The 25,737-nt window shown below is 34.9% G+C and carries 25 protein-coding genes and 1 riboswitch; of the genes, 9 read left to right on the top strand and 16 right to left on the bottom strand.

Features of this window, described 5'->3' with window-relative positions:
* Positions 1–6: 6 nt before the first annotated feature.
* The 5 genes from thiS to ACKX2A_RS10285 form a co-directional block, all read right to left on the bottom strand.
* A complete protein-coding gene (gene thiS, locus ACKX2A_RS10265) occupies positions 7–213 on the bottom strand; it encodes a sulfur carrier protein ThiS (RefSeq protein WP_415329386.1) in 207 nt (68 codons plus the stop codon).
* Between the two features lie 59 nt (positions 214–272).
* Positions 273–373: riboswitch (TPP riboswitch) on the bottom strand.
* Positions 374–914: 541 nt separating this feature from the next.
* Positions 915–1,586: an RluA family pseudouridine synthase gene (locus ACKX2A_RS10270; protein ID WP_415329388.1), complete on the bottom strand. Its 672-nt coding sequence runs from the start codon at positions 1,584–1,586 to the stop codon at positions 915–917.
* 3 nt (positions 1,587–1,589) lie between these two features.
* Complete coding sequence (locus tag ACKX2A_RS10275; protein ID WP_415329390.1) at positions 1,590–1,916, bottom strand: hypothetical protein; 327 nt, start codon at positions 1,914–1,916, stop codon at positions 1,590–1,592.
* A complete protein-coding gene (panB, locus tag ACKX2A_RS10280) occupies positions 1,916–2,731 on the bottom strand; it encodes a 3-methyl-2-oxobutanoate hydroxymethyltransferase (protein ID WP_415329392.1) in 816 nt (271 codons plus the stop codon). The genes ACKX2A_RS10275 and panB overlap by 1 nt, the downstream gene beginning before the upstream one ends.
* 63 nt (positions 2,732–2,794) lie before the next feature.
* Positions 2,795–3,508 carry a Crp/Fnr family transcriptional regulator gene (locus ACKX2A_RS10285; RefSeq protein WP_415329393.1) on the bottom strand — a complete coding sequence of 238 codons (714 nt, stop codon included), beginning with the start codon at positions 3,506–3,508 and terminating at the stop codon, positions 2,795–2,797.
* 89 nt (positions 3,509–3,597) lie between these two features.
* On the opposite strand from ACKX2A_RS10285, the gene ACKX2A_RS10290 reads away from it, so the two are divergent.
* The 9 genes from ACKX2A_RS10290 to ACKX2A_RS10330 all read left to right on the top strand — a co-directional run bounded on the left by ACKX2A_RS10290 (position 3,598) and on the right by ACKX2A_RS10330 (position 13,231).
* Positions 3,598–5,973: a heavy metal translocating P-type ATPase gene (locus ACKX2A_RS10290; protein ID WP_415329395.1), complete on the top strand. Its 2,376-nt coding sequence runs from the start codon at positions 3,598–3,600 to the stop codon at positions 5,971–5,973.
* Positions 5,974–6,082: 109 nt separating this feature from the next.
* A complete protein-coding gene (gene ccoS / locus ACKX2A_RS10295; protein WP_415324364.1) occupies positions 6,083–6,307 on the top strand; it encodes a cbb3-type cytochrome oxidase assembly protein CcoS in 225 nt (74 codons plus the stop codon).
* Positions 6,308–6,312: 5 nt separating this feature from the next.
* Positions 6,313–8,574 carry a cytochrome-c oxidase, cbb3-type subunit I gene (gene ccoN / locus ACKX2A_RS10300; protein WP_415324365.1) on the top strand — a complete coding sequence of 754 codons (2,262 nt, stop codon included), beginning with the start codon at positions 6,313–6,315 and terminating at the stop codon, positions 8,572–8,574.
* A 20-nt stretch (positions 8,575–8,594) separates the two neighbouring features.
* On the top strand, positions 8,595–8,795 hold the full coding sequence (locus tag ACKX2A_RS10305; RefSeq protein WP_076393748.1) for a cbb3-type cytochrome oxidase subunit 3: 201 nt from the start codon (positions 8,595–8,597) through the stop codon (positions 8,793–8,795).
* A gap of 10 nt (positions 8,796–8,805) precedes the next feature.
* The gene (locus tag ACKX2A_RS10310) at positions 8,806–9,687 is read left to right on the top strand and encodes a cbb3-type cytochrome c oxidase N-terminal domain-containing protein (protein WP_415324366.1); all 882 of its coding nucleotides are present in this window, start codon (positions 8,806–8,808) and stop codon (positions 9,685–9,687) included.
* Between the two features lie 98 nt (positions 9,688–9,785).
* Positions 9,786–11,240 (top strand): cytochrome c oxidase accessory protein CcoG, encoded by a 1,455-nt coding sequence (ccoG, locus tag ACKX2A_RS10315; RefSeq protein WP_415324367.1) that lies wholly within the window; start codon positions 9,786–9,788, stop codon positions 11,238–11,240.
* A 9-nt stretch (positions 11,241–11,249) separates the two neighbouring features.
* Positions 11,250–11,705, top strand: coding sequence for a FixH family protein (locus ACKX2A_RS10320; protein ID WP_415324369.1), 456 nt, complete (start codon positions 11,250–11,252; stop codon positions 11,703–11,705).
* On the top strand, positions 11,696–12,463 hold the full coding sequence (locus tag ACKX2A_RS10325) for a sulfite exporter TauE/SafE family protein (protein WP_415324371.1): 768 nt from the start codon (positions 11,696–11,698) through the stop codon (positions 12,461–12,463). The genes ACKX2A_RS10320 and ACKX2A_RS10325 overlap by 10 nt, the downstream gene beginning before the upstream one ends.
* A 15-nt stretch (positions 12,464–12,478) precedes the next feature.
* Positions 12,479–13,231 (top strand): hypothetical protein, encoded by a 753-nt coding sequence (locus tag ACKX2A_RS10330; RefSeq protein WP_415324373.1) that lies wholly within the window; start codon positions 12,479–12,481, stop codon positions 13,229–13,231.
* Between the two features lie 250 nt (positions 13,232–13,481).
* Here ACKX2A_RS10330 and serS read toward each other — a convergent pair whose 3' ends face one another.
* From serS to ACKX2A_RS10385, 11 genes are all read right to left on the bottom strand, one after another.
* Positions 13,482–14,750: a serine--tRNA ligase gene (gene serS / locus ACKX2A_RS10335; protein WP_415324375.1), complete on the bottom strand. Its 1,269-nt coding sequence runs from the start codon at positions 14,748–14,750 to the stop codon at positions 13,482–13,484.
* A 68-nt stretch (positions 14,751–14,818) separates the two neighbouring features.
* Complete coding sequence (locus tag ACKX2A_RS10340) at positions 14,819–15,322, bottom strand: hypothetical protein (RefSeq protein ID WP_415324376.1); 504 nt, start codon at positions 15,320–15,322, stop codon at positions 14,819–14,821.
* A 38-nt stretch (positions 15,323–15,360) separates the two neighbouring features.
* Complete coding sequence (locus tag ACKX2A_RS10345; protein WP_415324378.1) at positions 15,361–16,617, bottom strand: polysaccharide biosynthesis C-terminal domain-containing protein; 1,257 nt, start codon at positions 16,615–16,617, stop codon at positions 15,361–15,363.
* Between the two features lies 1 nt (position 16,618).
* Complete coding sequence (locus ACKX2A_RS10350) at positions 16,619–17,749, bottom strand: glycosyltransferase (RefSeq protein WP_415324379.1); 1,131 nt, start codon at positions 17,747–17,749, stop codon at positions 16,619–16,621.
* Between the two features lie 117 nt (positions 17,750–17,866).
* A complete protein-coding gene (locus ACKX2A_RS10355) occupies positions 17,867–18,355 on the bottom strand; it encodes a hypothetical protein (protein ID WP_415324381.1) in 489 nt (162 codons plus the stop codon).
* Between the two features lie 24 nt (positions 18,356–18,379).
* The gene (locus ACKX2A_RS10360; RefSeq protein WP_415324383.1) at positions 18,380–19,504 is read right to left on the bottom strand and encodes a hypothetical protein; all 1,125 of its coding nucleotides are present in this window, start codon (positions 19,502–19,504) and stop codon (positions 18,380–18,382) included.
* A 46-nt stretch (positions 19,505–19,550) separates the two neighbouring features.
* Positions 19,551–20,330, bottom strand: coding sequence for a (Fe-S)-binding protein (locus ACKX2A_RS10365; protein ID WP_415324385.1), 780 nt, complete (start codon positions 20,328–20,330; stop codon positions 19,551–19,553).
* On the bottom strand, positions 20,320–20,940 hold the full coding sequence (locus ACKX2A_RS10370; RefSeq protein ID WP_415324386.1) for a hypothetical protein: 621 nt from the start codon (positions 20,938–20,940) through the stop codon (positions 20,320–20,322). Before ACKX2A_RS10370 ends, ACKX2A_RS10365 begins: the two co-directional genes overlap by 11 nt.
* A gap of 99 nt (positions 20,941–21,039) precedes the next feature.
* Positions 21,040–22,380 (bottom strand): 4Fe-4S dicluster domain-containing protein, encoded by a 1,341-nt coding sequence (locus tag ACKX2A_RS10375; RefSeq protein WP_415324388.1) that lies wholly within the window; start codon positions 22,378–22,380, stop codon positions 21,040–21,042.
* A gap of 11 nt (positions 22,381–22,391) precedes the next feature.
* Positions 22,392–23,342, bottom strand: coding sequence for an MlaD family protein (locus tag ACKX2A_RS10380; protein WP_415324390.1), 951 nt, complete (start codon positions 23,340–23,342; stop codon positions 22,392–22,394).
* Between the two features lie 127 nt (positions 23,343–23,469).
* Positions 23,470–25,617: a peptidylprolyl isomerase gene (locus ACKX2A_RS10385; RefSeq protein ID WP_415324392.1), complete on the bottom strand. Its 2,148-nt coding sequence runs from the start codon at positions 25,615–25,617 to the stop codon at positions 23,470–23,472.
* Positions 25,618–25,737 lie beyond the last annotated feature (120 nt).

Genomic DNA, 25,737 nt, shown 5'->3' on the forward strand with positions numbered 1-25,737 from the left:
AGAAAATTAGCCGCCTTGAGTAGCAGTGATGATTAAAATTGAATCTTTGTTGTTGAGAAATGTTTCCGCCCAGAATGACTGCGGAATAATGCGGTTGTTGAGCGCTACGGCAATTCCTTTTTTCTTTTCAGGTAATTCCATAGCAATGAGTGCCTCCAGGCTTTCGGGAAGTACTTCAAAATTTCTTGTCGTGTGGTTGATTGTGAGCTCCATTCCTTACATTTTTAAAATGCACCTTAGGAATGGCTGTCATTGTACAATAGAATGTACAGCAAAAGTCATCTACTTTTCCCTACGCTAGTATGATCTAGAAATCAGGTTCAAAGGGTAAAATCTCAGCCTGTTTGTTCAACAGACACCCCTAAAGTGTGAGGCGAAGTTAGACATTTTTTTGAAATGGGCAAAATTTTTGAGAAAAGATGGAAGCGGGATGATGGAGGCTGGAAGTTTTGAAAATATTGCTTTTTTGTTTTTAAACGCAAAGTTTTTTGATTTAAATTTTTGATTTTTAGATAAGCAAAGGCATTGAATTTGCTCCGTGAAGCTTGAAAATACTGCTTCGTCAAATCAACTTGTTGATTCTTCTTTGCTCCTTAAACTTGGCAATCAATGAAATAAATTTTTGCGTTTAAAATCTCTCGCTGATTTTACAGATAGCACAGATGATTGAGTTTTATTTATGATGAAATTCATACAGAATGGCAATCGTTGTGAATATCTTGTCAATATTTAAATCTATGACCACCACCCTAGCCCCGATTGCAATGAAAATCCCGCAATGGAGCGGCGGAACGAAGTGAAGCCGCGTAATGAGGAATTGTAATGGAAAGCGGGAAATAGCTCCTGAAAAAATAAAAAGGGAAACCGAATCTAGTCAGTTTCCCTGTTCTAACTTTTATTGTTATCATTTACTCTTAGCAAGCTCTCCAAATCGCATCGTTTTGAGGAACAGGAGCAATGATTTCAACATTTTCCTTCGTAACAGGATGAACGAATTCCAATTTTCTTGCATGAAGATTGATTCCGCCATCAGGATTTGAACGTGGTGAACCATATTTCAGATCACCTTTAATCGGAACTCCCATTTTAGATAACTGAGCTCTGATTTGATGATGCCTTCCCGTTTCGAGATCGATTTCAAGTAAAAGGTAATTGTCTAAAGTTTTAATAATATTATAAGTAAGAATTGCTTCTTTTGCTCCTTCTGTTGCCTTCGGGAAAACAATCGCTTTATTATTTTTTTCGTTTTTCTTTAAATAATGAACCAATCGCTGTGTTTTCGGAATCATTTCCTTCGCCACAACGGCCCAATACGTTTTTTTAACCTCACGGTTTTTAACCATTTGGGTTAAACGAGACAATGCTTTGGAAGTTTTAGCATAAATCACCAAACCCGAAGTAGGTCTGTCGATACGATGAACCAAACCCAGAAAAACATTTCCAGGTTTATTATCTCTTTTTTTTATAAAATCTTTGATTAATTCCAATAAAGAATCATCACCGGTTTTGTCGCCTTGTACAAGCTGTCCGACTTTTTTATTGATCACCAAAAGATGGTTGTCCTCATATACAATTTGCTCCTCCATCTTTTATCTGCGGAAATTGGGTCTGTTGGAAAACGAAATGATAACTCCCACCAAAAGACCGATCGTTTTCATTCCAGTTAATTTTGAACCATAAGGCAAAAAAGCACCGATAATACAAAGTGCAGCGGCGGCATAAATCGGATAAACAAATTTTTTGTTCGCCAATAACGGAGCTTGCAGAATAAAACTTATTCCTACAACAATATAAAATACTCTTTTGGACAATATTGCATTTACTTCAGGAGAAAATAAATTGAACCAACCGACCGCTAAGCAAACAACGGCCAAAATTGAAATTATTCCCTGAGTAGTCTGAAGATTTTGATTCATTAATAACTTTCTTTTTCGTTCGGGAAGTCTACATTCTTCACATCTTTCACATATTGTGCGACAGCTCCTGTGATTTCTGTGTATAAATCAAGATATCTTCTTAAAAATTTCGGACTAAAGCCTTGGTTCATTCCTACCATATCGTGATACACTAAAACCTGACCGTCACAATGTGCACCAGCTCCAATTCCGATGGTTGGAATTGAAATTGCTTCGGTCACTTTTTTAGCCAAATCTGCAGGAATTTTCTCCAAAACAACTGCAAAACAGCCTAATTCTTCTAATAATTGAGCATCAGCAATTAATTTTTCTGCTTCAGCTTCTTCTTTTGCTCTTACTTTATAGGTTCCGAATTTGTATATCGACTGAGGGGTTAATCCCAAATGTCCCATTACAGGAATTCCGGCATTGATAATTTTTTTAATAGATTTTGAAATCTCCTTCCCTCCTTCAATTTTCACAGCGTGAGCACCTCCTTCTTTCATCATTCTTACCGCAGATTCCAATGCTTTTTCAGGATTACTCTGGTACGTTCCGAAAGGTAAATCTGCAACAACCAAAGCTCTGTCAGTTCCTCTGACCACACTTTGAGAATGGTAAATCATCTGATCTAATGTAATCGGCAATGTGGTTTCAAAACCAGCCATTACATTTGCAGCAGAATCTCCAATCAAAACAGCATCAATTCCTCCGGCATCTACCATTTTCGCAGTGGTATAATCGTATGCAGTAAGCATCGTTATTTTCTCCTTGTCGAATTTCATTTTACGCAAGGTTTCAGTCGTAACTTTTTTTATTTCAGAATGAACAGACATAATGTATCTATTTTTTAAAAGTTAAAAGTCGGCACTGGGCCGACTCAAAGTTTTGTATGATTTTTATAAAACTACGTGACCTAGTTTCATTAATTTGTCGTGGTTGAGAATTTTGATGTTTCGTCCATCTACTTCGATGAGATTGTCTCCTTTAAATTCAGAAATCAAACGGATTGCACTTTCTGTAGCTGTTCCGATGATGTTGGCAATTTCTTCTCTCGTTAAAGAAATTTTGATAAAACCTTCCGGATCTACTCCTAATTTTTGTTCTAAAAGAATTAAGATTTCCGCTAATCTTTCTCTAACGGTTTTCTGAGCCAAGAAAGTAATCGTATTGGAAGACTCTCCCAATTCGTAAGAAATTTTCTGAAGCATCACGAAAGAAAGCTGAGGATCTACCTCCAAAAGATACATGAAAACTTCTGCAGGTAAAAAAGTTGCCTCGATGTCCGTCATTGCTTCCGCTTTTGCCTGGAAATTTTCCCCGCAAAGCAAAGAACGATAGCCGATGATATCACCTTCTTTGATAAATCTTAGGATTTGATCTTTTCCAAAAGCTCCTGATTTTGATAACTTAGCCGCCCCTTTTTCTAAAACGAATACTCCTTTTGGAGTTTCTCCGTCCTCGAAAATCGTATCGTGTTTTTGAAAACTTAGTTTCTTTTTTGCGTTAATGTATTTCTCAAAATCAGCGCTAGTAAGTCTTTCCTTAAATGATTTATCATTAAAAACTCTTGCGAACCTCTCTTCAATTGCAATCTGTTGTTCCTGCGACATTTTATATGACATTTATCACAAAAATAGAACTTTTTAACTCGATAAACAAAAAAAATTGTTATAATTTTGTAGTTCAATAATTTATGGAGGTGAGCGAGAACTGTTTTCATTGTGGTCAAGAGATCGAAAAGGAAAGAATTTTATTTGATGAAAGGATTTTCTGTTGCAACGGCTGCAAATCGGTCTACGAAATACTGAATACCAATAATTTAAGTAATTTTTACGAATTAAATAAAAGAGCGGGAATCCGTCCGGACGAAAGCTCTTCACAATTTGAATACCTTGATACTCAGGAAATTTTTGACAAAGTCACCGATTTCTCTGAAGGAAATACAAGTCTTGTAACATTTAAGATTCCTGTAATCCATTGTTCTTCTTGCATTTGGCTATTGGAAAGCCTTCATACTTTAAACAAAAACATCAAATATTCTCAGGTTAATTTTACAAGAAAAACCTTACAGGTCTCATTCAGTCATAACGAATTAAAATTAAGCGAATTAGCTATATTTTTAACAAATCTTGGCTATAAACCGGTAATTAGCCTGGAAACGGCGGATAAAAACGTTGAACATTTAGACAAATCTCTGCTGGTAAAATTTGCAATTGCAGCCTTTGCTTTCGGTAACGGGATGTTCCTTACATTCCCGGAATATATTGGCGGAGAAGATTACTGGATGGAGCATTACAAAGGACTTTTCAGAGGATTGATGTTCTTGCTGGCGACCCCGGTCGTATTTTATTCAGCATCAGACTATTACAAATCAGCTTGGTATGGCTTAAAAAATAAAATCGTTAACATTGATGTCCCAATTGTTTTGGGAATTCTGGTTCTTTACGGAAGAAGTATTTACGAGGTTGTAACAGATTATGGACCAGGATATTTTGACACTTTGTGTGGACTTTTATTCTTTATGCTTTTGGGTAAAATTTTCCAGAAAAGAACGTACAACGCGCTTTCCTATGACAGAGATTACAAATCTTTCTATCCAATAGCCGTAACAAAGGTTGATTTTGACGGAAAACAGGATAATATTTTACTTTCAGAAATCAAGGTTGGAGATAGAATTTTGGTTAGAAATCAGGAAATTATTCCTGTTGATGCAATTTTGATTAATGGTGAAGGAAATATCGACAACAGTTTCATTACGGGTGAAAGTGAAAGCATCAGCAAACAGCCCGGAGATAAGATTTTTGCGGGAGGAAAACAGATTGGTTCTTCATTGGAGCTGGAAGTAATCAAAGATGTCGATCAAAGTTATTTAACACAGCTTTGGAATAAAGAAGCCTTTAAAAAACATGAAACCGGACTTGACACACTGACGAATAATATCAGTAAATATTTCACATTCATTATTTTAGGCATTGCATTATTGTCGGGAATTTACTGGGCAACGGTAGATTTGGAGAAAATGTTCCAGGTCGTTTCTGCGATTTTAATTATCGCCTGTCCTTGTGCGCTTGCGTTGTCCGCACCGTTTACTTTCGGTCACATTATGAGGATTTTAGGTCGAAATAAGTTTTATGTAAAAGACACCATTACGATCGAAAAAATAGCAAGATTGAACACAATCGTTTTTGATAAAACAGGGACGATTACGCATAGAAAGAAATCGAACATCAAATACGAAGGTTCAGAGATCAAAGAATTTGATTTACTGAATATTAAAACATTATTAAAGAACTCCAACCACCCGCTTTCAAAATCACTGTATGAATTTATCGAAGTAAAAGACGATTACTTCCCGGTTGAAAATTTCATTGAGACATCCGGAAAAGGTTATGAAGCGAATGTAAGAGGTAATATTTATAAAATCGGCTCTGCTAAATACAATAATCAGGAATCTAAAAATCTTGAAACAGCGGTTTATATCAGTAAAAATGAAGAGTTTTTAGGTAAATTTATTTTTAAAAACGAGTACCGCCCGAATTTAATTAATTTATTTAAAAAACTGACGAATTATAAAGTTTTCATTTTAAGCGGGGACAATTCTTCTGAGGAAGATCAACTTAAGGAACTGATTCCCAATTATCAGGGAATGGCTTTCAACCAAAGTCCGGAAGATAAGCTGAATTATATTCAAAATCTTCAGAATCAAAAAATGAAAGTAGCAATGCTTGGAGACGGTCTTAATGACGCCGGAGCATTAAAACAAAGCAATGTTGGGATTGCTATTTCTGATGATTCCAACAGTTTCACCCCATCTTCTGATGTGATCATGAATGGTGAAAAGGTTGTGACTCTAGACAGATACCTAAATGTTTGCAAAGGCTCGATCACCATTGTGAAAATGACATTTATAATCAGTTTCCTTTACAATATTGTTGGTTTAAGTTACGCAATTACAGGACATATGCATCCTCTTTTTGCCGCTCTTATCATGCCTGCAAGTTCTATCACGGTGGTTTCGTTCACAACTTTTTCAACATGGATTCTGGGAAGAAAATATTTCAAAAAAGGCTCTTAAAAGCGCTTATTTAGACTGATTTTAAATTAGACAAAACCCGTATTTCGTGATGAATGTCATTATTTTTCACTAAATTTGAACCCCGAAAATAGGTTAATTTTGTTGTCTGATGGATATTCTATATTTAATGATCCTTTGCAGCGTTTCTTTGGCTGCGGTTTTTTTGGTCGTATTTATAGTGTATGCCAGAAAAGGACAGTTTGAAGATGATGAATCTCCGGCTGTAAGAATTCTTTTTGACTCCGATGAAATCAAGGAAAAAGAAGACACTGGCAACAAGGAAAGCGATAATGAAAAAGGAGAAAATAATAAAATTGAAGAAAAAAGTGAATAGTTGATATGGAAACACAAAAGTTTAGTTATGACAACAGTATTGTTCGGGCATTTCTTTATGCGACCATAGTTTTTGGGATCATAGGGTTTTTGTTCGGGCTTACGGCGGCATTAATGCTTTTCTACCCGGAACTTCCAGAATTCTTTTTTGGAACTGATGATACAACCATCAATAGTTTGGCTTCGGGTAATATACAAGGCTTAATAAACACACACGGTGCGTTCGGATTCGGAAGAATAAGAATGTTGCACACAACCACTGTAATCTTTGCATTCGTTTGTAATATCGTATATGTAGGGGTTTACTACTCTTTACAGAGATTATTAAAAACAAGAATGTACAGCGATACATTGTCTTGGATCCACTTCTGGACTTGGCAGATCATGATTGTGGTGACTTACATTACATTCTTTATGGGAATAAACACTTCTAAGGAATACGCAGAACACGAATGGCCAATCGATATTTTGATCGCATTCTCATGGATCATTTTCGGGGCAAATATGTTCTTAACTATTGCAAAAAGAAGAGTAAGACACTTATATGTAGCAATTTGGTTCTATATCGGTACCTGGATCGCAGTAGCAATGCTACACATTTTTAACAACTTAGAGGTTCCATTATCTTTCACAGGTTGGAAATCTTATTCGGCGTATGCAGGGGTAAAAGATGCTATCGTACAATGGTGGTATGGTCACAATGCGGTTGCATTCGTATTGACGACGCCAGTTCTTGGTTTGATGTATTATTTCTTACCAAAAGCGGCAGACAGACCTGTATTCTCATATAAATTGTCTATTATTCACTTCTGGTCATTAATCTTCGTATATATCTGGGCTGGTCCTCACCACCTTCAGTATACAGCTTTACCGGCTTGGGCTCAGGCGGTAGGAACAGGTTTCTCTATCATGCTTATTGCACCATCTTGGGGAGGTATGCTAAACGGACTTCTTACATTGAGAGGAGCTTGGGATAAAGTAAGAGAAAATCCTATTTTGAAATTCTTCGTGGTAGCTGTTACGTGTTATGGTATGGCAACTTTCGAAGGACCACTTTTGGCAACAAAAAACATTAATAAAATTGGTCACTTTACAGACTGGGTTATTGGTCACGTACACTTAGGTGCACTTGGATGGAATGGTTTCATGGCATTTGGTGTTATCTATTATTTGATTCCAATCTTGTGGAGAACTAAATTATATTCTACAAAATTAGCTAACTGGCATTTCTGGTTAGGAACGTTAGGTATCATTTTCTATGCGGTACCAATGTATATTTCAGGTTTCACTCAGGGGTTAATGTGGAAACAATTTAATCCGGACGGAACTTTAGTTTGGAAAAACTGGTTGGATACAGTTACAGCTATTATTCCTTACTTTAAAATGAGATTCTTAGGAGGTTTATTCTATCTTACAGGAGCTTTGTTGATGGTTGTTAACTTAGTTGCTACAGTAAGAAAAGGATCATTCCAGAAAGATGTACCTGCAGAAGCACCTGCTTTGGCAAACATCAGCGGAAAAAGAAAAGAAGGAGAAGGAACTCACCTTTGGTTGGAAAGAACTCCTGTATTGTTAGGTATTTTATCTTTATTAACGATCTCAATTGGTAGTATGGTAGAAATTATCCCTACACTATCTCTTAAGAAAAGTGTACCTACCATTTCAGCAGTTAAACCATATTCTCCACTGGAATTAGAAGGTAGAGATATTTATATCAGAGAAGGATGTAACGCTTGTCACTCGCAGATGGTAAGACCATTCAGAGATGAGATTACAAGATTCAACGGTAAAAACGGACAGTACTCTAAAGCAGGGGAATTCGTTTACGACAGACCATTCCTTTGGGGATCTAAGAGAACAGGACCGGATTTGCATAGAGAAGGTGGTAAAAACCCAAGTTCTTGGCACTACAAACATATGTACAACCCAAGATCTACATCTGCAGGTTCTATCATGCCTCGTTACCCTTGGTTGATCGCTACAGATCTAGACAGATCTAAGATGGTAGATAAAATGAAGCTAATGAAGAGTGCATTTGATGTACCTTATACAAAAGCTGAAATCGATTCTGCAAACTCTTGGGCAGATAACCAGTCTAAAAAAATTGTAAAAGATATCTTCTCTGAAGCAAACGACCTGAAGCAGGAATATGCTAAGAGACCTGATGTAAAACTTGAGAAAAAAGAAGTTGTAGCTCTTATTTCTTACTTACAGAGATTAGGAACAGATATCAAGACAACGGAAATCAAAACAGCAAGTAATAACTAAAACATTAAAAGGTTCACATCATGATACCTCAGAACTTTAAAGACATCTTATCCAACACAGAAAACGCTGGCTTTTACCAGACCTTGGCTCTGATATTCTTTATGCTGTTCTTCATCGCTTTGGTAATCTACGTTTTTAGTAAACCTAAAAAATATTACAAAGAAGAAGAAGAAGCACCTCTGCAGGATGACAATGATGACGATTTTAATTTAAAAAATTAAACTACTTATTATGAAACAAAGAACACCGGTTGTTATAAACATCTTGATAATAGTTGGACTTTTAATAGTTTTTTATTATCTGTTTGTACAAAGCTACGCTTTCTTGGGATCACCATATTTCTGGGGAACTGTAGTAATCGGAGGTATTTTAGCATACATCCACAGTGCAATTGGAGATTTAATTGAGAATAACAAATTCAAAAAATTATCTCCTGAAGAAAAAGCAGCTTATTTAGCAGAGAAAAAAGTTCCTTATTTTAAAAGATTATACGACGCAGCGTTTAAAAAACAATCTGCAGCAGAAGAAAAAGATATCCTTATCGACCATGGTTTCGACGGAATCATGGAGTTGGATAACCAATTACCAAAATGGTGGGTAGGTTTATTCTATTTTGGGACTGCTTTTTGTATTGTATATATCTGTGCATTCTCTTTCACAAATTTCGCTCACCCGTTAAGCGAATACGAACAAGAATATAAGGAGCAGTTGGCAAGTATTGAAGAATATCAGAAATCTCAGCCTCCTGTAACGATTGAAACAGCTAAATATTCAGCTGATAATATCGCAGAAGGTAAAGAATTATTCAAAACAAACTGTGCTTCTTGCCACAAAGAAGATGGTAGTGGTGGTATCGGTCCTAACTTGACGGATAACTACTGGATCAACCAGCCAGAGAAAACGTTATTCAAGAACGTATTCCACATGGACTGGAACGGTTCACCAACTAACCCGGCGATGAGACCATTCGGTAAAAACGGAGAAGTTTCTGGTGCTGAAATTGAAAAAATTGCAGCGTATGTTTACCACATCAACCAAGAACAACCTCCAGTGACACCGGCTCAGGGTGGAGCAGCTCCTCAGGGAACTGAAGCTCATTGGGAAAAAGAATAATTTTAAATAAAAATTAAAACATATGAAAAAACATAATTTGTTATTACATTAAAAAATAGTAACGAATTATGTTTTTCTTTTTTTAAAACATTACTAAAATGTCAGACATAGAAGAAATAGAAGTACGCGGCGGACAGGGACAGGTTCTGGATCCTGAGACTTACAGAGATTCTATAGGGACAATGGAGCAATCCGGAAAAAGAAAATGGGTATTTCCGAGAAAGCCAAAAGGAAAATATACCAACTATAGAACTATTGTAGCCTATATTTTACTCATCGTTTATTTTGTAGTGCCATTCATCAAGATCAATGGCAACCCATTCTTTTTATTCAACGTTATCGATAGAGAGTTCTTTATCTTCGGACAGCCTTTCTATCCACAAGACTTTTTTATCCTTACTTTAGGAGCTATTGCATCATTAATATTTATCATCATTTTTACGATTGCATTCGGAAGAATTTTCTGCGGGTGGATATGTCCTCAGACAATTTTTATGGAATCTATCTTCCGTAAAATTGAATATCTTATTGAAGGTAACAGAAACAAGCAAATGAAGCTGGACAGACAGGAATGGAACAGCGAAAAAATCTGGAAACGAAGTCTGAAATGGACAATTTATATTATAATTTCTTTAGTTATCACTCACTTTATGCTGATGTATATCGTTGGGTACAAAGAAATTTTCAGAATTATTTCGGAAGGTCCATTTGCTCACCCTTCGAATTTTATCATCATGGTTCTTTTTACTGCTGCATTTTACTTTGTATTTGCGTGGTTTAGAGAGCAGGTTTGTACATTGGTTTGTCCATACGGAAGATTGCAGGGCGTTTTAATTGATAAAGACACCATCAATGTTTTCTACGATTTTAAAAGAGGTGAAAACAGAGCGAAATGGAGAAAAGGTGAAGACAGAAAAGCAGCCGGAAAAGGAGATTGCATCGATTGTCACCAATGTGTTGTGGTTTGTCCGACAGGAATCGATATCAGGGACGGACAGCAATTGGAATGTATTAACTGTACCGCTTGTATAGATGCTTGTGATGAAGTCATGGAAAAAGTTGGTCTGCCAAAAGGATTGATTCGTTACGCTTCTGAAAACGAAATCGAAAAAGAAACAGATTTCAAATTTACCGGAAGAATGAAAGGTTTTGCCGTTGTTCTGGTATTTTTAGTTGGTTTCCTTGGATTCCTGCTTTATAATCGTGGAGAAATGGAAGCTAAGTTTATTAAACCTGCCGGAAGCACATTCTTTGTAAGAGACGGAAAAATTACCAATACCTACAATTATACTTTCTTAAATAAAACTAACGATAAGAAAATTGTAACCATCAAGGTAATTGAACCAAAACATGGTGAGGTGATCTACAGTGCATCCAGCAAAATATCTGTAGAAAGAGATAAAATAACGAAAGGAACCATCAATATAAGTTTCCCGGAAGCGGAAATGAAACTTTCAAAACAGAACATTACAATCGGTGTTTATGATATGAAAGGAAAGCTGGTAGATTCTTACCAAACTTATTTTGAAGGACCTTTTAAATTACAATTTTAATTTTTAGAAATGAAAAACTTTACTTGGGGGCACGGTATTTTTATCGCTTTAGCTTCGTTCATCATTTTTATTTTATCGATGATGTTTCTTTTCCCGAACGGGCAGAAAAACTCTGAAATGGTAACTGATAATTATTATGAAGAAGAATTAAAATACCAGGATGTAATTGATGCTAAAAAAAGAGCCGACGAATTGCAGGAAAAACCCGCTTACAGTCAGGACAAAAACGGAATTAAAATTACTTTCCCGAAAGAAGGCTACGACAATTCCAATACTACGGTAAAATTTGTTTTAAACAGAACCGACGACCAGAATTTAGATATACACAAATCTGTACAGCTTGATGCCAATAAATCTTTCACAATTCCTGCCCAGGTTTTAAAACTGGGAAATTATACATTGAGACTGACTTGGACTAAAGACAAAACAGACTACAGAATGGATTATGATGTGATATGGAAATAGCACTTATTTTATCGGCAATTGGCTTGGGTTTCGCTTCCGGTTTTCACTGTATCGGAATGTGCGGACCTATTGCTTTGTCGATGGGATTAACTAAAAAGCAGGCTACCAATTTTTACCTTCAAAATCTTACCTATCAATTTGGGAGAATTTTCACCTATTCACTTTTGGGAGCAATTTTAGGAATTATTGGCGAAGGTTTTGAAATGGCTGGAATTCAGAAATATCTGACGATTGCTGTTGGAATTTTATTAATTATAATGGCACTCTTCTCATTTGGAGGAAAAGATTTTGCTTCAAAAATTCCTTTCTTTTCTAAATTTTTATTTAAAGTAAAATCAAACTTAGGAAGAATTCTCCAAAAGGCAGATTACCGTTCAAGGTTCACAACCGGAATATTGAACGGATTTTTACCTTGCGGAATGGTTTACATGGCATTAACGGCAAGTTTAGCAAGCGGAGGAATATGGCAGGGAGCTTCATACATGGCTTTATTTGGTTTGGGAACACTTCCGTTTATGTTTGCGGTAGTTTTGGTTGGAAATCTCATGAATCAAGCTTTTAGAGTGAAAGTTCTGAAAGTGATTCCTGTTGTCATGATTATTTTAGGAGGATTATTTATTGTAAGAGGATTGGAACTGGGAATTCCTTACATTTCGCCAAGAGCCGAAGCAATGACTATTTCCAAAGACAATCAGGGAGATTGTCATTTGCCGGGAGATCACAGTACGCACGATCACAGCAAAGTAAATTGTCACTAAACCAAAACGAATACCATGAAAAAGATTTTATTTTTATTGATTTTAAATCTTTTCATTATACAGTCTTGCACCGTAAATACTGAGGTTACCTATCATACAGACGGTGCTTCTACCACTTTGGCTGATGTTGATTTGAAAGAGGCAATGGCAACTATTAAATCCATGACTCCTGATTCATTAAAGAGCAACCAACCGGAAATGGGCGATCTTGAAAAAGTTCCTCAAAAATGGACAAGTTTTTATAAAATAGAAAAGAAAAAAGGAAATTTAAAAACTAAAAATCCCGATTCTATTAGGGTCATGAAAAAAGTGTTTGTAAAATCTACTTTTCAGGATAAGCAGATCACTAATTTTTCCATGAAACTGGATCATTTCACAAAAGCCGATTATAAATTTTTAACACGCTTTTCCAAAGAGGAAAAACTTCCCGTTGATCAGATGGCAATGAATTCCTGGGACGGAAAAACATTAACCATAGCCACCGAAAACCTAAATATTGATGGTGTAAAAAACCTTTTGGGTAAAGGATATTCTAATCCTGATGCTAAAATTTCTTTAGGCACGGTAAAGCTTTTGTTTAAAAAAGTTGAGACAACTTTAAAATTCGAAAAAAAAATAAAATCAATCACAGGAAAACATGACTGGGTTTCGCAAATTGATGACTATACGGTAAAAATAGAATATGATTTAGATGATTTGCTGAATGAAAGCCCGATTAAAAAGCCTTTTATTAATGCAGATAAGCAGATTCTGATTGTTACGGAATGATTTTAAATTTTACCGCAGATTTCTCAAATTTTCACAGATGATTGCGTATAAATCTGCGTAATCTGCTCAAATCTGCGAGATAATATTTTTAAGTTTTGGTTAAAACCAAACTTAGAGCATTTATTTTGAAAGCGGGCTAAAGCCCGCTCCTATTGATCCACCACTTTGCAAAAATCTGTGGAAGAAAAAATATTAAAAACAAAAACCACCGCAAAAAAGCAGTGGTTTTTCATTTATATTAAGTTTAATCTTAATTAATTATATCAAATCTCGCATATTCCGCGATTTTCTTTGGAAGCTTGATTCCTTCCGCAGTTTGGTTATTCTCAAGCAAGGCAGCCATAATTCTCGGTAAAGCCATTGCAGAACCATTCAAAGTGTGCACCAATTGAGATTTGCCATCAGCTTTGTAACGACACTTCAATCTATTCGCCTGGAAAGTCTCAAAATTCGAAACAGAGCTTACTTCAAGCCACATTTCCTGAGCTGCGCTCCAAACTTCAAAATCATAAGTCATTGCGGAAGCAAAACCAGTATCTCCACCACAAAGTCTTAAAACTCTGTAAGGTAGCTCAAGATCGGTCAGAATTTCCTTAATGTGTTCAACCATTTCTTCCAAAACAGCGTAAGAATTTTCAGGTTTCTCAATTCTTACAATTTCTACCTTCTCGAATTGATGAAGACGGTTCAAACCCCTTACATGAGCGCCATAACTTCCCGCTTCTCTTCTATAACACTGAGAAAACGCCGTATTTTTGATTGGTAAATCTTTCTCATCGAATAAAACATCACGATAAAGATTCGTCACAGGAACTTCCGCCGTTGGAATTAAATATAATTTGTCTTCCGTCACATAATACATTTGTCCCTCTTTATCAGGCAATTGACCCGTTCCATAACCAGAAGCTTCATTGATAACGTGAGGTGGATTTACTTCCATATATCCTTTTTCAACGTTTTTATCCAAGAAATACTGAACCAAAGCTCTCTGCAATCTTGCTCCTTTATTCAAATAAACAGGAAAACCTGCTCCGGCAATTTTCACACCTAATTCGAAATCGATAAGATTATATTTCTTCGCCAATTCCCAGTGAGGAATCGCCCCTTCCCCAAGACCTTCCACTTCATGAGACTGAAAAATAATTTCGTTATCATCTGCAGAAGCACCATTTTTCACCAATTCATTCGGGATGTTTGGCAGTTGATAAAGAATTTCCAGCAAATCTTTTTCTTTTACATCTAATTGAGACTTCAATTCTGATATCGACTCTTTAAATTGTGCTGTTTTAGATTTTGCAGATTCAGCTTCTTCTTTTTTTCCTTCTTTCATTAAAAGTCCGATTTCCTTGGAAATTTTGTTGCTTTCGGAAAGTTGGGAATCTAGTTCAAACTGAATTTTTTTTCTTTCGTCGTCAGTAGCAATAGCCTCGTCTACCAACCCAAGATTCTTAAATTGTCTTTTTTGAAGACCTTCTAAAACGCGCTCTTTATTGTCGCGCAAAAAATTGACTTGTAACATTTTATTTAGATGTTAGTTATTAGAATGTTGAGCACCAGAATGTCAACAGTTTTGCAAATTTAGAAAAATTATTTTACGATCGTAACAACGTTCGAGGAACCAGGCTGTTTTGTAAATCTCAACGTATCATTATAATACACTTTTGAGACTTCAAAAACCGACGGAGTCATTCGATATTCTATTCTTAATTTATCATTTATTGTATCTAAAATCTGATCATTCAATCTCTTGACTAAAGATACTTCAATATCAGAACGATAAATTTTATTACTCGGATCAAGTGTATCTACTCCTATTCTTCTTGCCCCTGCAATATATTCCATATAAAGAGTGGAATCAGCAGTGGCCTTTAAAGAAGCGCTTACCGGAGCATTATCTGCAACGCCATTTACGTCATTCAAACTGTATGTAAAATAGCTATTATCTTTCTTTTTATGAAAAAGATCGCGCCCAGCTCCATTTTTCATGTAAATATTTAAGATCTGATCTATTTTCTGCAAATCGTCATTATCGCTTCCACAACTTAGAAACGCACAAAAAATTACCAATAATCCGAAAACAATATTCCTCATTGTCAACAAAGATAAAAACTTATTTTAATTTTATAACCTTATTTTTTCTTTAAAACTTTATTTAAAAGTAAATTAATTTCACTTTTAGAAAGGATATAATCCTGAATTCTAAATTCAGTAATCTGATAAAATCTCCAGAATAAAAGTCCTGATGAAAGGCAGTAAGAAATTGAAGTAATCACACAAGCACCCCGAATTCCCCATCTTGGAATGATAAAAAATGATGAAATAACCGTGAATACAAGTCCGATAAGTGATTTCATATTCAAAATTCTGAGCTTATTGATTCCTGCAAAATAATATCCGATAATATTACTCACTGCAATGGCTAAAATTCCGGGGGAAAGAAATAAAACAATTTCTTTAGTTTGGCTAAAATCTTTCCCAAAGATCATCGAATAAATCTGAGCCGGAATCAGAAGCATGAGAGTAATAAACAATAAAGTAATTAAAAAACTTATGCGTAAAGAAATCTTAACTTTCTCAATGGCTTCGTTTGCATTTTTATTATTCAAAACATCGGCGTAAAGCACTACAGAAAGGCTTCGGCTCACGGTCCAGATTGCTTCAGAAAAAGCTATTCCGACAGAAAAAACACCAACGCTTACAATTCCCTTAAAATATTCAAGAAAATAAAATGATAATCTGTTATTTAAAAACTGGAGAAAGGCACTCAATTGGGTCTTCCAACCATAGTCAAATAATTTACTCCAAATTTCCTTAGAAAACGAAATATTTTTAAAATTACAATGCTTCAAAACCTGAAAAGTACTCACTAAAAACAAAAGACTAAAACAACTGATTTGAGCCATAAAATAGGCATTTACCGAAGTAATTTTAATAAGATAGACAATAATTGCAATGAAAACAATATGAACAATTTGTTGTAAAACAGTGTATAAATTGAACATTTTGATATTCTGTTGACCAACAAATAAATTTACATTTGCAGCCAAAAGTGAGGATAAAACAGAAAGTGCACTTAAATAAGTAGAATATTCTAAAGCATGATTAAAACTGAAGATAATGGGAATCAAAATTCCAATCAAAATCGACCACAAATATGCAAACGGTAAAATTTCCTCCGTTTTAAACTTTGAAGCGAAATAACTCATACTGCTTCCCACGAAAATATTCGCAAAAAAACTGATGATCGTAAGATCGGCAATCACTATCGAAATCGTACCTTTTCCTTCACTTCCCCACATATTTGTGGAGTAAATGACCAATCCGAAATTCAATATTAAAATCAAAAATCGGGAAACAAAGGTTTTCAAAATAGTTTTTTGCTTCATCTTATGTAATCGATTTTTTGATGAAGTTTGTGAAAGAATCTCGAATTACATTCCAGTTGTATTTCTTTTCATATTCAGTTCTGGCATTCTGAGCGTGATTTGAATATAATTCAGGATTTTCGATATATTTTAAAATAATATTCGCAATTGCATCTGCATTTTGAGGATCAACTAAGTTTCCGAATTTTGAAACATCAACTTGTTGTCTTGTAGCCTTCAAATCTGTATAAATTACAGGTTTTCCGGATGCGGCGTAGTAAAATATTTTTATCGGTAGACAATGATGATTTTCATAGTTCAATTCACGAAGATCAAAACAGATATCTGCTTCGGAATAAGCCTCTGTAAAGGTTTCGAATGATGTTGCTTTGCCAATTTTAATATTTTCAAACTGATATTTTTCAACTAATTCAGAAAAATATTTCTCATCCTTTTCTCGTCTAGAACCACCTATTAATAAAATAGAAATCTCAAGTTCAGGTTTCTTTTTCTTTAAAAAATCAATCGCAGCGAAAAAATTTCCGATTCCTTTTTCTTCGGAAAACTGACCCGTATAACAAAGCGTAATTTTATTCGTTTCTAATATTTTGATATTTTGATGAATATAGATATCATCCGGATAATATGGAGAAGTGATAGATTCTTTAAAAGGAAACAAATACGCTAAAGGAAATTTTTTCGTTTTTTCTCCAAAAATATAATGAGTGCTAATCAATCCCGCATACAATTGAATCAGGAAAAATTTAAAAGCATGAAAAATATTTAACGGAAAAGAAAAATTTTCAATCATTCTCATCGATGGATACCATTCCGTGACATCGTAAATAATACTAACTTTTTTTTTCTTCTTAATTTTTTTAGTTGAAATTACAGCCAAAGGCTCAGAACAAATGATACAATCCGGCTGAAAAGAATCGCAAATCTTTTGAAAAGTTTTCGTTTTCTCTTCAGAGCTTTTAATTAAAATATCATAAGATTCAATTTCAATTCCATCAACAACACCTTGAAAATCTGAAGATAAACTACAAATCTTCACTTGGTTTCCCATATCTCTGAGTGCTTTCGCTTGATGATAAAAGATCCTATCATCATTGTATCGGTGAGCTGTTGTTAAAAAAAGAATTTTAGACATTATTTAAAAGAAAAATTTTAAGTAAAAATCCTTTATTCAAGGATTTTTCACAAATATACTGTAAAGCAAAAAAGTGGAGCAATTCCACTTTTTATTTATTGATTTTTAATCTAAATTTTATTTAATTCCAGCCGCCCAACTTCTTTCAAAAGGCAAAAGGAAATTTCCTATAAATTCCATATAGGTATTTTTTGAAAAGTCAAAAACCTGAATATCTTTAGAAATTTCACCATTTCTAACTTTTGTCTTGAAATCGATAAGTTTTAATGTCTTTACTTCTCCGTTTTCTACATAACTCGCTTTCATCCTGTCAAATAATCCCAATTGATATTGCTCGTCAATCTCTCTCATGATCTTTCCAAGTGCATCAATACTGCACCCTGAAGCCATTTCCTTCTCTTCATCCACACAAATGACGATAAATTGATTTTTCTCAATTTTGAAAGATGAGGAAAGCGGTTTTCCATGCGCAGCCCAAGTCGCAAGGAAATCAAACAATTTCTCTGTAATTGCCTTTGCTTCTTTAGTTTCTAAAGGTCTCGATGCAGGATATATAATGACTCTATAATCGTTTGCTTCTACTATATTTGATTCTTCAATTTTCATTTCAGATAAATTTAAAGATCAAAATTACGCAATTTTCCTGAGTTTAAAACCATTATACTTTTGGCTTAATACATATAAAAATAGTAACAAAAGGCACATGATAAATCCAAAAAAGAATCTTAATCCTGATGAATGCGGGAAAAATAAAAATTTTACATAAACATTTGCAAAAATGAAAATCGCACAAATTCTTATCCACCAATTTTTTGATAGATAAAATATTCCCAGTAAAAGCCCTACAGATATTACAGTTACCCTTTTAAAATAAATAATTTTTATATAAAGAATATCTAAATATTCTCTTAACCCAAAATCGGCAGGCTGAGCAGAAATAATCGGTCTTCTAAAAATAAAAGAGTCATAAAACAGATTTTTCCAGCCTGGATAATGGCAAAGTTTCATAATAGAAAAATATAAAATGAAAAGTACAATTCCCTGAATAATAATATTGAAATCAATCCTTTTATATTTAAAATATTCAAAAACTAAAACTGCACATAGGTAGCTTAATGTGAAAGGTGCATAATCAGGTCTCGTAAATGTGATTCCAAAGAGAATTAAAAACATGATCCATTTATTCCATTTTTTAAGCAAACCGATCATAAAAACCAGCAAAAACTGAAAAATAAACATATCCGGAGTTGCCACTCTGGACATATCAGTCATTGGAGGCAAAAGCATTACTCCAATAGTTATTCCACTTGTAAGCAAATAATTTTCAGGAAAAATAATTTTTAGAATTAAAAAAATAAGAAATCCTGAGATAAAGTAGGAAAAGATACTAAGAAAAGAAACTGACATTGCAGCTGAAAATCCTAATTCATACATGATTAAAATGGCTAAATTATAACCAAGTTTAATCTGGAAATAAGGAATTTGTTCACTAAAAGCCTTAGTATTACTAGCAAAAACCTGTCGTGCTTTGTCGACAGGTTTTACACCAAGTATATCTTTATAATGTGATTCCGGAGCATCCTCCTTGATCGATCTGTAAGTAAATGTCCGAACTTTATCCGGAGAATCGGGAAATTTCAATGTATATAAACATCCGATGTAACCCGGCATATCCCAATCATAAACTCTATTATTGTAATTCCAAAAACTTAGACCAGAGATTACAATTAAAATGAAAAAAAGGAAATCCTCCATTTTGTTTTCATGGAAATATCAATCTGTTCGTTAAATTTAAGATTAATTATAAATCTTCCGCTTCAGCAAGAAGTTCTACAATATCTTTTACGGCAACTTCTTCATTTTTATTAAAATGTTTCACACCATCTGTCATCATCGTATTACAGAAAGGACATCCCGTTGCAATAATTTTTGGCTCAAAAGAAAGAGCTTCTTCAGTTCTTTCGATGTTGATGTCTTTTTTACCTTTTTCAGGCTCTTTAAACATTTGTGCACCTCCTGCTCCACAACAAAGTCCGTTGGTCTTACAACGTTTCATTTCAACCAACTCCGCATCGAGTTTTTCAAGCAAAACTCTTGGAGCTTCATATTCGTCGTTTGCACGTCCTAAATAACAAGGATCGTGGAAAGTAATCTTCTTACCACTGAAAGCACCTCCTTCGATCTTTAAACGTCCCTCTTCCATTAATTTTTTAAGGAATTGTGTATGATGAATAACCTCATAGTTTCCACCAAGATTAGGATATTCATTTTTAAGGGTGTTGAAGCAGTGTGGACAAGCCGTTACGATTTTTTTTACTTCATAAGCATTCAGAACTTCAATGTTCGTCATTGCCATCATCTGGAAAATAAATTCGTTTCCGGCACGTTTTGCAGGATCTCCGGTGCAGCTCTCTTCTTGTCCTAGAACAGCAAATTCTACTCCTATTTTATTTAATATTTTGCAAAATGCTTTTGTAATTTTTTTGGCACGGTCGTCGAAACTTCCCGCACAACCAACCCAAAACAAAACTTCCGGTGATTTTCCTTCGGCAGCATATTCTGCCATTGTTTTAATTTGCATTTTCTTGTTGTTTAGTTAAAAAATCGGCGTAGTACTGCTTTGCATTTTTCATGGCATCGTCTGGTACTACAAAAAGAAGCATCATGTTAGATTCATCATAATTCAGATACTTCCATTCATTGCCGGTAGATTTATCTTTTAAAGCAACGACCATACTTGGCTTACTCATTTCCATCGTATTGTCATTGATAAATTTTACTTTCATTCCTTTGCCTTCCAACGTTGCTTTCACTGCATTTTGTTTAGGCTCATCCAATTTTTCATTCATAAAAGTAACGATCGTCGTAATTGGATAAGTTGCAAATGCATATTGAGTTTCATTTGATTTAAAAATATCCGAAACTTTTATTGCGTTTTCGTCTGAATTTTTAAGCTCAACTTTGTAAGCCTCATTTCCTTCCATTGCAGCTTTATAACCTCCAATTAAACTCTGTTTATTGAATTTTTGTACAACAACAGGGTGAATCATGTTGATAATACCTTCGTAGTCTTTCTTCCGAAACATCTCCAGAAAAGATCCGGTATCATTTAAAATCTTCTTCTGATCTGCAGATTGTGCGACTGCGAAACCTGAAATTAAGATTACTATTATGAATAATATTTTTTTCATCTTAAATTCAATTTTTTAATTATGAATTTTTTGCTCAATACCTTTTAGGGAACAGTAAAAAGCTTAAGAATTAAATTTTAAAGAAATTTTTACAGATGTTTAATCATTCGCCCAGTTCAAACGATCTGCTTGGTTATACTGCCATGGAGCAGCGTTATTTTCTACATTCGTCATCATCAGATTCAATTCCTGGGGTGCCGCAGATTGCTCCATCACCAAGAATCTTCTCATTTCGAAAATGATAGATAGCGGATCCAACAATACCGGACAAGCTTCTGTACAAGCGTTACAAGTCGTACAAGCCCAAAGCTCTTCTTTTGTAATATAATCGTTCAAAAGTTTTTTCCCGTCGTCTTCAAACTTACCGTTTTTATCGATATTTCTTCCAACTTCTTCCAAACGGTCTCTGGTTTTCATTAAAATTGCTCTTGGAGATAATTTTTTCCCTGTAATATTCGCAGGGCAAACCGAAGTACAACGACCACATTCTGTACAAGAATAGGCATTTAATAATTGAACCTGATTTAAATCAAACACATCTTCTGCTCCGAATTTCGAAGGAACGTCTGCTTCACTTCCTTCTGCTGGAGCAGCGTAAGGATCGGCATTCGGATCCATCATCAATTTTATTTCTTTCGTTACAGATTCAAGATTGTTGAATTTTCCTTTTTTATCCAAATTCGCATACCAAGTACTTGGGAAAGCTAAAATGATATGTAAATGTTTAGAATAATACAAATAATTCATGAAGAACAGAATTCCAACAAAGTGAAACCACCAAGCTGCTCTTTCAGTAAAAACTAAAAATCCGTTTTCAAAACTGAAAATTTCCAAAAAAGGAACGAAAATCATTTCACTGATCGGGAAAGATCCCAAATGATGAAATCCCTCAACATTTCTTGACTGTAAAATGAAATCTGAGGAATTCATTGTGAAGAAAGCCATCATTAAGGCAAATTCGATTATTAAAATCCAGTTAGCATCTTCTTTTGGCCAGCCGAAAAGTTCTTTCATATTCAACCTTTTCACTCCGTAAAAATTTCTACGAATGAAGAAAGTTACAACTCCGATCACTACCAAAAGTGCTAAAACTTCTAAAGTTGCCGTGAAAAACCCATAAAAAGTTTCTCCGAAAATTGTTGCTAAAAATCTGTGAGTCCCAAAAATTCCGTCAACGATAATCTCAATTAATTCAATATTAATAATGACAAAACCAACGTAGACAAAAAGGTGTAAAATTGCCGCAACAGGACGTTTACCCATTTTACTTTGCCCCATCGCAACAGTTGCCATGGTTTCCCAACGCTCTTTTTTTCTGTCGCTTCGGTTGATTTCTCTTCCTAATCTGATGTTTCTATATATCTTCTGCAGGCTTTTTGCAAACAGCCAAAACCCCGCAACCAATAAAATCAGAAAAATAATATTATCGATATATTGCATGGTTTATTAGTTTAGTCTTTGTTATTCTTTCCAAATACCGAGAAGTTAACATACTTTTTCGGATGTGCTTTTAAATCTTCAATCAGAGCATTTAAGTTGGTTGATGCAGCATTAAGGTTATTATACAGCTGGTCATCTTTCATAATCTTACCTAAGCTTCCTTCGCCTCTGTCTATTCCGGATACAACGTTATTTAACTGGCCCACTGTTGCATCTAAATTTGCAATAGTCGCATTCAATTTTTTAGTATCAATGCTTTCCGCTAAATTTCCGTATTTGTCTAAAGTAACTTTACCGCTCTGCATTGTTACACTTGCATCATCCAGAACTTTTTGAAGCTTAGGATCGTTGTGACCTACCAAAGAATTTACACTTCCTGCCGTTGTTTGTAAAGCAGCAACCGTTTTGTTTAGATTAGATAATAATGCTTTAATTTCCTGTCTATTCTGAGCATCTACAAGCTGATTCGCATTGGTCATTAAAGAATCTACTCTGTGTAAAACAACCTGCAACTGATCTTTTACAGGACCTACCTGAGAAGAAAGACTTCCCAGAGTTCCCAATTTGAAAGCACCTCTTAGAGTATCTCCGTCTTTTGCAGTCTGTCCGCCATACATTAGGTTGATTCTCATTTCTTTCCCGCCCATTAAGCTCGGTTCAAAAATCTCCAATGTTGAATTTTTCGAAAATTCAAAATTGTTATCAACCGTAATTTTTACCAGGAAATCGATTTTGCCATCTTTTGCTGTACGCGGAATGATCTTATCAACTTGCCCAACCTTCAGACCATTAATAGAAACGGGTGACGACTGTGCTAATCCCTCAACATTGTCATATTTTGCGTAAAATATATTATCGGTAGTAAAAAGGCTTCTGCCCTTCATAAATTGAAACAACACTACGAAGCCAACAATGGCTAGAAGTGCGATCACACCAGCTTTTAATTCTTTACTGAACTTCACTTGCTAAATTTTTTCTAATGAGCAAATATACTACATTTAAATTAATGTTTTTCTTTAATGCTCTGCGTTACACACAAAAAAAGCGGCAAAAACTTTGCCGCTTTTTATCTGTATGATAATTTATTTATTATTGTTGCTGAGAAACTAGCTTATTCCAGATCTCGATTCTGTAATCGTCGATCTTAGCATTGTCCTGCAAGCTCTTTAACCAAGCCTGTCCGAACATACCTGCATTTCTCTGAGTGATAGACTCTGTGAATTGCTTAGCATCTCCAGGTTGCTTGTTGATTGTTTCGTTCTTTTTAATTAAAACATAAACCCCTGTTCCACCTTCAATCGGGTTAGAAAGTTTTCCTTTTGCAACTCCGAATGCAGCACCTGCAACTTTAGGCTCCATAGAACCGTTTACTGATGGGCTTAGCAAGTTAACCTGCGCAGATTGTTTTGTTGTAGCAAACTGCTTAGCAATTTGATCTAAGCTTCCTGCTTTACCAATTTTCTCAGAAATTTGTTTTGCAGCCAATTTGTTTTTAACAACAACTTCGATTTGATCTCTTACAGATTCTGGATCTGCAGTTCCTTTTTCTTGTTTACCATTTAAGTAAACAACAATTTTATCTCCAGTTCCGTCAACAGTAAAGAATTCTGTATCTCCCTTTTCTCTCTTCTTATCGAAAGCCCAAGTCAAGATATCACCATCTTTTTCAGTTCCTAAACCTTGAAGCTGTCCGTCGAATCTTTTAGCTTGTTTTGGATTAGAGAATTGGAAGTTTCCTTTTTTAGCAATATTTACAAAATCGTTGAAAGATTTTCCTTGAACTTGTTGGATGAATCTTCTTGCTTTCTTATCAGTTTCAGCTTCTGTAGCATCAGAAGGCTTAACAGCTTTTACCAAGTTTGCTACTTTGTAAGCCATTGCTCCAGGTTTCTTATCTTCAATATTGATGATATGATAACCGAACTGAGTTTCTACAACACCCGTTGCACCTTTAGGATTGTTCGCCAAATACGTTAAGAATTCAGGAACAAAAGGCGTTTCAGGAGTTGTCCATCCAAGGCTACCTCCTTGTGCAGCAGAGTTTGGATCGTTAGATAATTTAAGGAATTCTGTGAATTTACCAGGATTAGCTTTTACAATAGCTCCGATAGAATCTGCCAATTTCTTAGCCTGTTCTTTAGATCTTGTAACACCCTCTCCTGCAGGACTTCCTTTGAAAGCAATAAGAATATGTCTAGACAATGTAGAATCTGAAGTCTTTTTGTTCAAAAGTTTAGAAACCACATAGAAGTTTTGCTCTTTGTATGGTCCAAAAGTCTGTCCAATTGCAGCAGTAGCAATCTGACCTTTGATTGTTTGTGGCAATTGTTCAGGCTTCAAATATTGAGGATTGAAAGGCATATCAGAATTAGCCATTACGAACATAGAGTCGTTCTTTGTATTCTGGAAGTTTTCAGTTCCTCCACTAGCATCCGTTCCTGCTGAGAACAATTTATTAATTTCTTTCTGAGCCGCTGCATCATCCGCAGGACTTGGCTGAGAAGGGAAATAAACAATACCTAAATTTCTGCTCTCTTCAGCTTTGAACATAATTGGGTGTTGCTTAATATAATTAGCTAAATCTTCAGTCGTAACTTTGATGTTATTTTTTTGAAGGTAAGCAGCATAATCTATTTTAACGAAATCGATATCAGCTAACTGATCTCTTTGTTTCATTAATTCTTCTGCTTCTTTTTTACCTGTAGTAATACCTTGAGAAACATTTGCAAACACCTGTCTTGCCATCAATCTGTACTCGATTGATTTTCTGGTTTTCATCCATTGATTATAACCTTCAGGGCTTGTTGCCTTCATGTCTTCGATTTGTTTTTTTAGCTCCTGAGTCTTAAAATTACCTTTTTCATCGAAAAATTGCTTTTGTTGAGCAAACATCTGATCGTACTGGATTTGATTCCAGAAATAATCATCTGTCATTTCGAAGCCCATTTTCTCGAATTGTTGCTTAATCAGTTTCGATTGTACAAGCAATTGCCAAGCCTGCTCTTCAAGACCAGTCTTCGGTTGACCTTGCTGATCAGCCTGTTGCTGTAACACGAAAAGTTGATCGTTAAACTCTTCACGGGTAATTTTATCACCATTCACTTTTCCTAAAACATCAGGATTTTTACCAAAAACCTTTTCGATACTATCCGGGTTTACAAGGAACGCCAAAAGCGCCAATGCAATTACTCCCATCAAAAGCCAAGGTCTACTCCTAATTGATCCTAAAATTGCCATTATATAAATTATAGTTTTTTATCAGTTTGCGAAAATACACATTTTTAAGAAATTACGGAAATCCTAGTTCTTTATTTTAATTTTTAAAATTTAATTTATTGAAAAAAGGAAATTTTGACC

The organism is Chryseobacterium sp. MMS23-Vi53 (assembly GCF_047651245.1).
In the GTDB taxonomy this organism is placed as follows: Bacteria; Bacteroidota; Bacteroidia; order Flavobacteriales; family Weeksellaceae; genus Chryseobacterium.